Origin of the sequence: Acidithiobacillus sp. (assembly GCF_023256195.1) — a bacterium.
Classification (GTDB): Bacteria; Pseudomonadota; Gammaproteobacteria; order Acidithiobacillales; family Acidithiobacillaceae; genus Acidithiobacillus_A.
The window spans coordinates 20,872-33,538 of sequence record NZ_JAGDWX010000032.1 but is presented as its reverse complement, the minus strand read 5'-3'; the positions used below and the strand labels follow the sequence as shown (position 1 = coordinate 33,538).

Sequence of the window (12,667 nt, the reverse complement as noted above, 5' to 3'; positions counted from 1 at the left end):
TCGCAGGGACTGCAGGGGACGGGTGACATGGGAAACCGGACGACGACGGCGCCACTGCCACCACAGAAAGACGACCGCAGCAGCCAAGATCAGAATTTTCCACATACGATCACTTCCGCGGCCCCAGCCGTCTCCCCTGGGGGTCCCAGGGATAGGCAGTGCTTATATCAATGGTCGGGGCGAGAGGATTCGAACCTCCGACATCCGCCTCCCGAAGGCGGCGCTCTACCAGGCTGAGCCACGCCCCGAAATCAGTACTCTCTCTGCACCGAGAAACGCGCCAGAAATTCCAGAGCATCCCGTTCGGGACCGGGGCCGAAATTTGCGAGGCAATGTACTGCCTCCTCCGCCCGCTCCCGCGCAGATTGCAGAGTGTAGTCAATTGCCCCGGTTCTGGCAATGATCTCCAAGACCGCGGGCAAGTGCTGGCGACTGTCATCGCCGAGCGCCGCGCGCAGCACCTCCCGGTCACGCGGCTCACAGCGCTGCATGGCGACGATGAACGGTAACGTAGCCTTACCATCGACCAGATCATCGCCCGGATTCTTGCCCATGGTGACGGCCTCCGCCTGATAATCCAAGGCATCGTCCATCAGCTGAAACGCTACCCCCAGCAGGGAACCGTAGCGCGCCAGCGCGGACTCTTCCGCCGGCGGCATGGCATTGACGATGGCTCCGATGCGGGCGGCTGCCTCGAACAGTTTCGCGGTCTTGGCGGCAATGACGGCGAAATAGGCTTCCGTACCTAGATCGGGGTCGTCGGCATTCTCCAACTGGGCCACCTCACCCTGAGAGATGACGCTGGTGGCCTCGGCCATAGTGGCCATGACGCGCATGTCGCCATCTTCCACCATCATCTCGAAGGACCGGGCATAGAGGAAATCGCCCACCAGTACGGCCGCGGCATTGCCCCAGAGCTGATTTGCCGTGGCGTGGTTGCGTCGCAGCTCCGAGCCATCCACCACGTCGTCGTGCAGCAGGGTAGCGCTATGGATGAACTCCACCACCGCCGCCAGGGGGATGGGGCGCGGGCCGCGCTCACCGCCCATACGCGCGGCCAGCAGCAGAATGATCGGGCGCAAACGTTTGCCCCCGGCATTGATGAGGTAGGCGCCCATGGCCGGAATGGTAGGCACTCCCGACTGGATCTGCTCATGGATGACCCGATTGACTGCTTGCATGTCTGCCTCGACCAGGCCTTTGACCGCATCAAAATCCATGAGCACTCGTCTCCAGAGATGAAACCGGAACGCGCATCGCGCCCCAAGGAATCGGGATTGTCCTCAGCGCCTCGGAAGCTTGTCAAGAAAAATGGATGAACACCGCGATAAAAAGGGCGATCCCACTGGATCGCCCTCGGGGAAGCACCCGAATTGCCCCCCAAGCAGGGGGGCATCCCTGCTCAGAGGGAGATGCCCTCCTCGGCCATGGCCGCAAAGTAATCGGCCACCCGGCCATCGGGAACCGTCACCTTGAGCGCCCAGAGCATGCTCACCAGCGCAAGCACCGCAACGGCCAGCATCGACCAATAGAAACCGATGTCGCCAACCCCACCTAGTACCTTGGGTCCGAGATAGGAGAGGACCCACAGACCGATGAAATACGGGAAGATCCAGGTGATGTTGTAAAAGCCGGACTCCATCCCCGCTTGCCCGCCGCGCAGCAGACGAACGATGCCATAGACGGCCAGGATGCCGAAGAGAGCCCCAAAAATGTAGGTCAGTGCCTGGAACCCGCCCCAGAAGGCGACGAGAGAGGAGAGCACAAAGGCCACCGGAGCAATCACTTGGGCGCCCCACAATCGGAAGGGCCGATCCAGATCCGGCACCGACCGGCGCAACTGCAAGAGCACGATAGGACCGATGCCGTAAGTAATGACCGAGATGGTCGTGATGAAGCCCACCATCTTCTGCCAGGAGGGAAAGGGTAGAAAGTAGAGGCAGCCGATCACATAGGCCACGATTACCCCCACCCAGGGTACCCCTTTGGCACTGATGCGCGTGAAGACGGATGGACCGGCCCCGACCTCGCCGTTGGCCACCACGGCCCGCGCCGCCGATGTGGCATAGACGAAAGCGGTACCGCCGGGGGAGATGAGAGCATCCGCGTAAATCAGAATGGCCAGCCAGCCGATTCCCAGCATGGTGGAGATGGCCGCAAAGGGACCGAACAGGCCTTTGAAATCCAGATGTTGCCAGCCGTTGGTCAGCTGACTCGGTGGCATGCTGACGATGAAAGCCCACTGCAGACCGACATAGACGAGAGCACCGATGACGATGGCACCAATGACGGCACCCGGAATGTGCTTGCCCGGTTCACGACTCTCGCCTCCCAGCTCGATAGCCTGGCGAAAGCCCAGGTAGCTGAAGACGATACCCGAAGAGGCCACGGCCACGAACATGCCGTGCACACTGCTGTGCCAGTCCATCACGTGCAGATTTTCGGGGTGGTAACTGGTCAGCACGAGCACGACGATGGTGAGGATAGGCACGCCCAGTTTCCACCAGCCAATGCCGGTGAATAATTGAGCCACACGTTTGATGCCCAAAAAGTTCAGCAGAAACATGAGGCCCAGCAGCACCACAGCCGCTATGACGCCAACGCCGCTCAAGAGTCCGGTATTCCCCTGCAACAGACCCGGCAGATAATTGTTGGCGTAGGTCAAGACCGCCACCACCTCTACAGGCGCAATGGCGATATAGAACATGAACAGCAACCAGGCCCAGATCTTGCCGAGCAGATTGCCATGCACCACATTGGCAATGTGCGCGGCAGCACCGGCCCGGGGAAAGAGCGGCCCCACTTCGGCGTAGGTCAGGCCCAGCAGTAGGATGGTCAGGGCACCGATGAGCCAGGAAAATATGCTCAAGGGTCCGGCGGTCTGTGCTGCCACCAACGGGCCGAACAGCCATCCCGAGCCGATGATGCCTCCGAGGCTCGCGAAGATTAGGCCCGAGAAGCCGACATCGCGTTTCAATTTTCCCTTCATGGCAGAATTCCTTGTGGTGATCAGAGTAGGAAGCCGACATTGACCATGGCGACAAATTGATTTGGCGCAGTGCCGTTTTGCCCAAAGACGTCGCCCGCCTGATAGTGATAGACGTGGACATAACTCAGGTCACCCTCGGCAAACCAGTGCTTGTACTGATAGATAGGCGACAGCGTCAGCGAGACGGCGCGGCTGCCTGGACCGTAACCCATGCCGTTCCCGGGATTCGCTACCGCCGCTTGATCGCTGTACGCAATGTAATCCACTCGGGTACTGAGGGAGTAATGGGGTGTAAAGGCGTAGTTGGCATCGATACTGGCACCGTACTGATCACCGTGGCTGCGCCCACCGCGGCGGGTCGCCAGCAGCTTCTGGTACTGTACGTAGCCGAAGAGATTCCAGCGACTGCCACTATAGTTGTAACCCAGCAGGTAAAAATCGGAATTGTTGAGGTAGGCTGAAGCTGCTGAGGTGGCGTAGCCTGTACGTCCGAGATTTCCACCTGCCTGAGCGATGACGGTACTGGCCTTGCTGAGATTGTACGCCAACTGACCCACGGCCCAGTTATAGCGGTTGGAATATGGGCCGTCCGTCCACGCCAAAGAAGCGGACACCGGGCCCAAGGTATAATTGGCCTGGATCCCACGGGTAACGGTCTGCTGCTGTGCACCGGTCAGCCCGAACTCGATTCCGTAGGAATCCGAAATCAGAGACGTGAGGGGCGTAATTCCGGGTATGGCTGGTAACTTACCAATCTGCACATTGAAATTCTTGCTTGGCGTGTATTGGATATAAGCCAGGGGCAAAGGACCAAAGGTCGCGTTCATGATATTGCCAGTGGAACTCGGCGGCTGACCCACTATATAGAAATTATAGGCGCCACCCTCGAGATAGAATTGCCAGGTACCGGTATCCTTGGAAATGGAAATCAGGGCGTCGCTCACGGCGGCGCTGAAAGTCTTGCCAGCCGGCCCGGAGGCGCCGGGATAGACATTGCTCTGGGCTCTGCCCGCAAATGAAAAGAGGCCACCCACCTGTACCTGACCCAAGGGGCCGGCATCGATATTGACGCTCGGAGGCATGGCCGGCAGAACTGCGGCCAGGGCTGGTGTCGTAAAAACCAGGAGAGGAATGGTCACGGATGCCGCAAGCAGCGATACGGTTTTGGGCATGATATTTCTCGCTTTTTGTAGGTGGTGAGGAATTCCGACGGTGCTCGGCCATAGGCTCTATACCGCGGTCCGTGCCCCCTCAAGCATAGGGAGCATAAGGAAATTAATACACCATCGTTGAAACAGGTCAAGCCTTGCCGTGAATGCCCACAGAGCATCAGCATCGCACTATCTACACAATTAATGATGTGCTGGATCGCCCCATCTGTCCCGTGGTCATGCCGCGGCGCTGGCGCAAGGATCAAGCGATGGGACGGAGCATGACGGAGTATTTGGAATCCGAATATCTTCGCCGTCCCGCGCCCATTCTGGACTTTGACACCGACATCGACGATGCTTTTAACGTGGTCACATGGACCTCGGGAGGAAATCCAAATGCAAGTCAACGAAGGCAGTGTCGATCGTGTGCTTCGCGTCGTCGTCGGGATAGTGCTTATCGCCTTGGTGTTCGTCGGCCCCAAGACGCCGTGGGGATGGATAGGTCTGCTCCCCCTCATTACTGGACTCGTGGGAGTCTGCCCTGCTTACTCCCTGCTGGGAATTCGCACCTGTAAGCTGCCCAGATCCTGAGCCTTCACCGTGCCTGCCCGAGCCTTGACGCAGCGTCAGGGCTGGGCGCCGATTCCTACGGACTCCTTCCACTGCTGCATCTGGGCGATGAGGGGAGAGCTTGCGCAGGCATTGGCCGAAAGACTGCTGCAGGCGCTGGCCCACTGCGCCGTCACAGAGAAAAAGTGCGCTGCCGATCTGGCCTGCTCAACCCGCGCCCCTTGCTCCTGCCGACTGAGCTGCTCATAGCTCGACGAGCGATCCTTGGCCCAGGTCGCAACGGACTGCCAGCATCGACTCTGGGCCTCACCGTTCAGTCCCGCACACTGGGCACTGTCTTTGCGGGCCTGACGCAGGTCCGTCTCCCAGCGCGTCTTAAAGTCCGCCGTCGCTGGGCTCAACGCCGTCACGGGACCCACGCCCTGGGCAGACATGGATGCGCTCTGGGACGGTGCGGGGCTGATGGACTCGGAGCGGATGGTCGGTGTCGACGGAACCGGTCGAGGCCGAACCGGGGAGGGGGCAGGACGGTAGCTTTGAGGCCGCTCTGCTACGGTAGCGGCCGCACTTGCAGGTGCCGACATCTCGTAGGCCACCGTGTTCGGCGGCAGTCCATTGTTGGTGGCACAACCTGCTACCGCCAGTATTGCTATCAGCCCGACACTTTTCCGCGCCATCCCCATTCCAGGACCCCGCCACACCAATGACGGCCGCAGTATAGCGGACCGGCCGACGCAGGTCAGCCACCCTCGGGCGGTCCAATTGACCCCAGGCATCCCCCTCTTTAGAATGGCGAGTCGATGTCGGGAGGCTTTGCCCTCCTTTTTTTGCAGCTTTTGCGCAGAGTTGAGGATAGAGGCGTGCAGGCAGTCCTGGTATTGGCGGATGGTAGCGTCTTTCGTGGGCGGGGCTTCGGAGCCCCGGGCCTGGCCGTTGGCGAGATCTGCTTCAACACGGCGATGACGGGCTATCAGGAGATCCTCACCGACCCTTCCTATCGCGGTCAGATCGTCACGCTAACCTATCCGCACATCGGCAACACCGGCACTAACGGCGAAGACGCCGAGGGACGAACCATCTTCTGCTCCGCCCTGGTGGTCCGCAACCTGCCCCGTCGCCCCAGCAGCTGGCGCAGCGAGGAAGATCTGGACCACTATCTGCGCCGACAGGGGATTCCAGGTCTGGCGGACATCGATACCCGCGCGCTCACCCGGCGCTTGCGGGAAGGCGGCGCGCAGAACGCCGCCGTGCTGGTGGGCGATGTTGTGGATCCGGAGACGGCCCTGGATGCCGCCCGCGCCTTTCCCGGCCTCGAGGGGGCAGATCTCATCGCCGAGGTGGCGTCGGAGCAGCGCAGCACCTGGACCCTGCGCAGCGGGCACCCGGCGGAAGCCTACAGGGCGCAGGAGCAGGACGCCGCTACCCATCATGTAGTGGTCTACGACTTTGGCGCCAAACGCAATATCCTGCGCCTTCTGGCCGACAGAGGCTGCCGTTGTACCGTGGTACCGCCCGACACCAGCCCGCAGGAGGTACTCGCTCTGCGCCCCCATGGCGTACTTTTCGCCAATGGTCCCGGCGATCCCGCCACCCTGCACGGTGCGCAGCAGCACATGCGCGCGCTCCTGGAACAGGATCTGCCTATTTTCGGCCTCTGCCTGGGACATCAGATTCTGGGGCTTGCCCTGGGCGCTCGCAGTCTCAAGATGAAATTCGGCCACCACGGTGCCAATCACCCCGTTCAGGATCTGCGCACGGGCCGCGTGCTCATCACCAGCCAGAATCACGGCTTTGCCATCGACGCCGATACCCTCCCCGCCAGCGTCGAGGTCACGCACCGCTCGCTCTTCGATGGCAGCCTGCAGGGCATGCGCCTGCGCGGCACCCGCGTCTTTTCCTTCCAGGGGCATCCGGAGGCAGGTCCTGGCCCCCACGATGCCAGCAGCATCTTCGATGCATTTGTGGCCAGTTTCAGCCACCGGGCAGAGGTGACGCCGCATGCCTAAACGCGAGGACATCCACAGCGTCTTGCTCATCGGCGCCGGCCCCATCGTCATCGGCCAGGCCTGCGAGTTCGACTACTCCGGCGTGCAGGCCTGCAAGGCTCTGCGCGAGGAGGGCTGTCGCGTCATCCTGGTCAACTCCAATCCCGCCACCATCATGACCGACCCCGACATGGCCGATGCCGTCTACATCGAGCCGGTGGAGTGGCAGACCGTGGCCAAGATCATCGAGCGGGAGCGGCCGGACGCCCTGCTCCCCACCATGGGCGGCCAGACCGCCCTGAACTGTGCCTTGGATCTCCACCGGGAGGGCGTCCTTGACCGCTTCGACGTGGAGCTCATCGGCGCCAGCATCGACGCCATCCAGGAAGCCGAGGATCGCGGCCGCTTCAAGCGGGCCATGGAGGAGATCGGTCTCGAGGTAGCCCGCTCCGCCTTTGCCCACACCCTCGAGGAAGCACGGGAAATCGCCGAAGATATCGGTTTCCCGGTCATCATCCGTCCCTCCTACACCCTGGGCGGCAGCGGCGGCGGCATCGCCTACAACCGCGAGGAGTTCGAGGAAATCGCCGCCCGCGGCCTGGAGGCGAGCCCCAGCCACGAGATCCTCATCGAGGAATCGGTCATCGGCTGGAAAGAATTCGAGATGGAGGTGGTCCGAGATCGGGCCGACAACTGTATCATCGTCTGCTCCATCGAGAATCTCGATCCCATGGGCATCCACACGGGCGACTCCATCACCGTCGCCCCAGCCCAGACCCTGACGGACCGAGAGTATCAGTACATGCGCGACGCCTCCCTGGCCGTGCTGCGCCGGATCGGCGTGGATACCGGCGGTTCCAATGTCCAGTTTGCCGTGAACCCGCGCAACGGACGGATGCTGGTCATCGAGATGAATCCCCGGGTATCCCGCTCCTCGGCCCTGGCCTCCAAGGCGACGGGTTTCCCCATCGCCAAGATCGCCGCCAAGCTGGCCCTGGGCTACACCCTGGACGAGCTGCGCAACGACATCACCGGCGCCACGCCGGCGAGTTTCGAGCCTACCATCGACTATGTGGTGACCAAGATCCCGCGCTTCGCCTTTGAAAAATTCCCCGAGGCCGATAGCCACCTCACCACCCAGATGAAATCCGTGGGCGAAGTCATGGCCATGGGCCGCAGCTTCCAGGAATCCCTGCAGAAGGCTCTGCGCGGACTGGAGACGGGCGTGTACGGTCTCGATGAGAAGCTGGATCTGCGCGAGCCCGAGGCTCTGCCCCGTCTGGAGCAGGAGCTGCGCAACGCTGGACCCGAGCGCCTGTGGTATATCGCCGACGCCTTCCGCCGTGGCTGGACACCAGAGGAGGTGCAGGCCCTCACCCACATCGATCCATGGTTCCTGGAGCAGATCGCCGAGATCGTCACCACCGAGGATTCCCTGCGCGGCCTGCCGCTGGCCAGTCTCGACCGGGAACGGCTGCGCCAGCTCAAGCGCATGGGTTTCTCGGACCGCCGTCTAGCCCGGCTGCTGGGCTGTCGTGAGTCTTTGCTGCGCGAACATCGCCACAAGATGGGCCTGCGCCCCGTCTATAAGCGGGTGGATACCTGTGCGGCCGAGTTCCCCTCGCCGACGCCTTATCTCTACTCCAGTTATGAAGACGAATGCGAGGCCGCACCCAGCGATCGCCCCAAGATCGTGATCCTCGGTGGCGGACCCAATCGTATCGGTCAGGGCATCGAGTTCGACTATTGCTGTGTCCATGCCGCCATGGCCCTGCATGCCGACGGCTTCGAGACGATCATGGTGAACTGCAATCCAGAAACCGTCTCCACGGACTACGACACCTCCGATCGGCTGTACTTCGAGCCACTGACCCTCGAGGATGTGCTGGAAATCGTGGCGCTGGAGAAGCCCGTCGGGGTCATCGTCCAATTCGGTGGCCAGACACCCCTGAAGCTCGCCAACGATCTCGAATCCGCAGGTGTGCCCATCATCGGCACGAGTCCCGATTCCATCGATCTGGCCGAGGACCGGGAGCGCTTTCAACAGCTCATCACCCGCCTTGGTCTGCGCCAGCCCGAAAATGCCATCGCCCGCAGCACCGACGAGGCACTCCAGCTGGCGCGTCAACTGGGGTATCCCCTGGTAGTGCGTCCTTCCTACGTGCTCGGTGGGCGGGCCATGCGCATCGTCTACAGCGAGGAGGATCTCGCCCGCTACATGGTGGAGGCGGTCAAGGTCTCCGAAGATCAGCCCATACTCCTGGACCGCTTTCTCAACGACGCCCTGGAGGTGGACGTGGACGCCGTGGCCGATGGCCAGCAGGTCATGGTCGCCGGTATCATGGAGCACATCGAACAGGCAGGCGTACACAGCGGCGATTCCGCCTGCTGTCTGCCACCCTACTCCCTCTCCCAAAGCGTCCAGGAGGAGCTGCGGCGGCAGGCCGAATGCCTGGGTCAGGCCCTGGGAGTGATCGGGCTCATGAATTGCCAGTTCGCGGTGCAGGAAGATCGTATCTACGTACTCGAGGTCAATCCCCGGGCCTCGCGCACGGTGCCCTTCGTGTCCAAGGCCTGCGGCGTGCCGCTGGCCAAGATCGCTGCTCGCGCCATGAGTGGACGCAGCCTCGCAGACCAGGGTGTGGTCGCCATTGCTGCCGGTCCCCACTTCAGCGTCAAGGAAGCGGTCTTCCCCTTCATCAAGTTCCCAGGCGTCGACGTGCTCCTCGGTCCGGAGATGAAATCGACGGGTGAGGTCATGGGCATTGGCAGAAGCTTCGGTGAGGCCTTCCTCAAGGCGCAGATCGCCGCTGGTGAGCACTTCCCGCGATCCGGCACCGTCTTTCTCAGCGTCCGCGACAGCGACAAGGACGCTGCCGCGCGTATCGCCCGGGACCTGCGTACACTGGGCTTTTCGCTTCTCGCAACCCACGGTACGGCTACGCATCTGCAGGAGCGTGGCATCGACTGCGCCCACGTCAACAAGGTGACGGAGGGCCGTCCGCACATCGTCGATGCCATCAAGAACGGCAAGGTCCAGATGATCATCAACACGGTGGACGAGCGCCAGTCGGTGCGAGACTCCTACAGTATCCGCCGTGCCGCTTTGCAGATGGGCTTAACCTATTACACCACCCTGGCGGGTGCCAGCGCCGGTACGGCAGCCCTGCGGGTCCTTCTGGACGGCGACTGGAGCGTCGAGAAGCTTCAGGATCTGGCTTTCGCAACACCCTACACGAGGTAACTGCCATGAGCGATAAAATTCCCATGACCGTGGTCGGCGCTCAGCGTCTGCGCGAAGAACTGCAGCGCCTCAAGAGTCAGGACCGCCCGGCGGTCATCGAGGCCATTGCCGAGGCACGCGCCAAGGGTGACCTTTCGGAGAACGCCGAATACGATGCCGCCAAGGAGCAGCAGGCCTTCATCGAGGGCCGCATCCGCGAGATCGAGGACTTTCTTGCCCGCGCCCAGATCATCGATCCACGCAGCCTCAATACGGACGGTCGTATCGTCTTTGGCGCGACCGTCGAACTCGAAGACAGCGATGGCAAGGTGATCACCTATCAGATCGTTGGCGATGCCGAGGCGGATATCAAAGAGAACAAGATCTCCATCAGCTCACCCCTGGCCCGCGCCCTCATCGGCAAGCACGAAGGCGACAGTGCCGAGGTCAATGCTCCCGGGGGTATCCGCGAATACAGCATTCTCGGTGTCCGCTACCTTTGAGCGCCGATAAATCGAAGCCCCGTGCCCGGGGCCTCTCACTCGCTGTTTTACCAAGAATTCCAGCACGCACGGGGAGCGATCTGTAATGGCACACCATCTTTACCTGCTGATCCTGGCAGCGCTGCAAGGCGTCACCGAGCTCTTCCCCATATCCAGCCTCGGTCACAGCATACTGGTACCGGCCTTGTTTCAGTGGCCTATCGACCGCGATGCCGAGTGGTTTCTGCCCTTCATCGTGGTCCTGCACCTCGGCACCGTAGCAGCCCTGCTTACCTTCTTCTGGCGCGACTGGGTGCGCCTCATCGGTGGCTTTCTGCGGGCTCGGGGAAGGCCGAGCAACCCGGAGTCGCGCCTCTTGTGGCTCCTCGTGCTCGCCTCCATCCCCGCTGGTCTGCTGGGTCTTGCCCTCGCGCACAAGATCAAGGCCCTTTTCGGCGGCTTCAGCTTTGCCGCCATTGCGCTCATGCTCAACGGCTTGATGCTCATCTGGGGCGATCGCTTACGCAGTCGCAACCCCAGCCACAACCTGGACACTCTGAGCTGGCGTCGGGCGCTGGTCATCGGCTTCGCCCAGGCCCTCGCCCTCATCCCAGGCTTCTCCCGCTCCGGCGCCACCCTGGTGGCCGGCATCGGCACCGGACTGGATTACGAAAACTCGGCGCGCTTTTCCTTCCTGTTGGCCACTCCCATCATCGGCGCGGCGGGATTGCTCGAAGTCCCCAAGCTCTTCCATGCGCAACTTCCAGACGGTTTCCTGCAGCTGATCTTCGCTGCGGGAGTACTCTCGGGTGTCTTCGCCTGGCTGTCGGTGTGGTTCCTGATGCGCTACTTCCACAGCCACGAGATCAAGGCCTTGCGTCCCTTTGGTTTCTACTGCGTCGGCTTTGGCGCACTGGCCTTGATCTTGGGCGTGGGCGGTCTCGCTGGCTGATGGGCAGTCGCCAACAAGTTGGATCCACCTGAACCACCAACGAAAACGGGGCCGCAGAGCACGGCCCCGAGGCAAGCATCATCGTCCTCAGATACCAAACTCAGCGCTGTTCCGGCGCCAGCAATACGGTCAAACGTCCACTGCCCAGACTTTGCAGCGCCAGCAGCAAACCAATGGCGGTCAAGATATAGAAAACCCCAGACACACCGACGAGGCCCAGACCCCAGCCACCCACTACCCCACCCACAAAGATGCCGAGAAACTGCATGAGGGAATACACACCGCTGGCTGCCCCACGCTGTTGCGGACTGGTGGAGCGACTCATCATCGATGGCAGGATGGCGGAGGCGACATTGTAGCCGCCGAAGAAGATCACCGCAGACACAGCGACGGGCCAGAAATGACCCGCCTCGAGACCCATGAACAGCGCGCCCAAGGCGATGGCGACGCCGCTGCCCACCAAAGCGCTGCCGTGGTGCCGATGACGCTCGGCATAGATCACCGGCGGTACCATGATGGCGACGGACAGCAGCATGACCGGCAGATACACTTTCCAGATACCGGTATCACTCACCCCCATGGCCCGCACGAGCTCCGGCGACAGGACCACGAAGCCAGCACCCAACACCATCTGCAGGATGAAGATGCCAACGCTGGCCGTCAGTACCGGAGCGTGGGTAAACATGGCCCAGGCTTCACGAAAACCGCCCATGCGTCGTTCTGGATGGACGGGGATGGGTGGAATGATGGTCCACAGCGGCAATAACGCCAGAACCCCCAAGACCGCCGCCGCGAGGAAAACCCCGGTCAAGCCAGAAAGGCCATAGACCACCGGGCCCAGCCCCATACCCAGCACGTAGGCGACGGCGATACTTCCGCCGATGGCTGCCATGGCCTTGGTGCGATGCGCCTCATCCGTGAGGTCGCCAGCGCTGGCCAAAAGCACCGAAGATACCGCACCGGCGCCTTGCAGCACCCTTGCCAGCACGATTCCCCAGATATTGTGGGTAAAGGCGCCCAACAGGGAGCCGGCGATGAAAAGCACCAGACCGAAGACCAGCATCGGCTTGCGGCCGAAGCGATCCGAGGCAACGCCGAAGGGAAACTGCAGGGCGGCCTGAGCCAGCCCATAGACACCTATGGCAAGACCAAGCAGTACGGGCGAGCTCCCCTGCAGATGCGCACTGTCCAGGGACAGTACCGGCATCAGCATGAAGAGTCCCAGCATACGCACGACATAGATGAAGCTCAGCCCGGAGATGGCCTGTTTCTCGGCCTTGGTCATGGGCCGCGCGACGGTGCCGACAGTACGCTC

At 61.9% G+C, this 12,667-nt stretch carries 10 protein-coding genes and 1 tRNA gene; 5 read left to right on the top strand and 6 right to left on the bottom strand.

Annotated features, from left to right (window positions below):
- Positions 1 to 171 precede the first annotated feature (171 nt).
- The 4 genes from Q0C23_RS08340 to Q0C23_RS08325 all read right to left on the bottom strand — a co-directional run bounded on the left by Q0C23_RS08340 (position 172) and on the right by Q0C23_RS08325 (position 4,161).
- A tRNA-Pro gene (locus Q0C23_RS08340) sits at positions 172 to 248 on the bottom strand.
- 3 nt (positions 249 to 251) lie between these two features.
- Entirely contained in the window at positions 252 to 1,220 is a 969-nt protein-coding gene (locus tag Q0C23_RS08335; protein ID WP_291511908.1) for a polyprenyl synthetase family protein, read from the bottom strand.
- A gap of 182 nt (positions 1,221 to 1,402) precedes the next feature.
- Positions 1,403 to 2,989 carry an amino acid permease gene (locus Q0C23_RS08330; RefSeq protein ID WP_291511907.1) on the bottom strand — a complete coding sequence of 529 codons (1,587 nt, stop codon included), beginning with the start codon at positions 2,987 to 2,989 and terminating at the stop codon, positions 1,403 to 1,405.
- Between the two features lie 20 nt (positions 2,990 to 3,009).
- Positions 3,010 to 4,161 (bottom strand): outer membrane beta-barrel protein, encoded by a 1,152-nt coding sequence (locus Q0C23_RS08325; RefSeq protein WP_291511906.1) that lies wholly within the window; start codon positions 4,159 to 4,161, stop codon positions 3,010 to 3,012.
- 375 nt (positions 4,162 to 4,536) lie between these two features.
- Here Q0C23_RS08325 and Q0C23_RS08320 point away from each other — a divergent pair, with 375 nt between their 5' ends.
- The gene (locus tag Q0C23_RS08320) at positions 4,537 to 4,731 is read left to right on the top strand and encodes a DUF2892 domain-containing protein (RefSeq protein WP_291511905.1); all 195 of its coding nucleotides are present in this window, start codon (positions 4,537 to 4,539) and stop codon (positions 4,729 to 4,731) included.
- Positions 4,732 to 4,766: 35 nt separating this feature from the next.
- Here Q0C23_RS08320 and Q0C23_RS08315 read toward each other — a convergent pair whose 3' ends face one another.
- The gene (locus Q0C23_RS08315) at positions 4,767 to 5,144 is read right to left on the bottom strand and encodes a hypothetical protein (protein WP_291511904.1); all 378 of its coding nucleotides are present in this window, start codon (positions 5,142 to 5,144) and stop codon (positions 4,767 to 4,769) included.
- Positions 5,145 to 5,570: 426 nt separating this feature from the next.
- On the opposite strand from Q0C23_RS08315, the gene carA reads away from it, so the two are divergent.
- From carA to Q0C23_RS08295, 4 genes are all read left to right on the top strand, one after another.
- On the top strand, positions 5,571 to 6,716 hold the full coding sequence (gene carA / locus Q0C23_RS08310) for a glutamine-hydrolyzing carbamoyl-phosphate synthase small subunit (RefSeq protein ID WP_291511903.1): 1,146 nt from the start codon (positions 5,571 to 5,573) through the stop codon (positions 6,714 to 6,716).
- Positions 6,709 to 9,939, top strand: a complete 3,231-nt coding sequence (gene carB, locus Q0C23_RS08305) for a carbamoyl-phosphate synthase large subunit (protein ID WP_291511902.1) — start codon at positions 6,709 to 6,711, stop codon at positions 9,937 to 9,939. Before carA ends, carB begins: the two co-directional genes overlap by 8 nt.
- A gap of 5 nt (positions 9,940 to 9,944) precedes the next feature.
- Positions 9,945 to 10,421 carry a transcription elongation factor GreA gene (gene greA, locus Q0C23_RS08300; RefSeq protein WP_291511901.1) on the top strand — a complete coding sequence of 159 codons (477 nt, stop codon included), beginning with the start codon at positions 9,945 to 9,947 and terminating at the stop codon, positions 10,419 to 10,421.
- 85 nt (positions 10,422 to 10,506) lie between these two features.
- Entirely contained in the window at positions 10,507 to 11,352 is an 846-nt protein-coding gene (locus Q0C23_RS08295; RefSeq protein WP_291511900.1) for an undecaprenyl-diphosphate phosphatase, read from the top strand.
- A 100-nt stretch (positions 11,353 to 11,452) separates the two neighbouring features.
- On the opposite strand, the gene Q0C23_RS08290 is transcribed toward Q0C23_RS08295, so the two are convergent.
- Positions 11,453 to 12,637: an MFS transporter gene (locus Q0C23_RS08290; RefSeq protein WP_367273189.1), complete on the bottom strand. Its 1,185-nt coding sequence runs from the start codon at positions 12,635 to 12,637 to the stop codon at positions 11,453 to 11,455.
- Positions 12,638 to 12,667 lie beyond the last annotated feature (30 nt).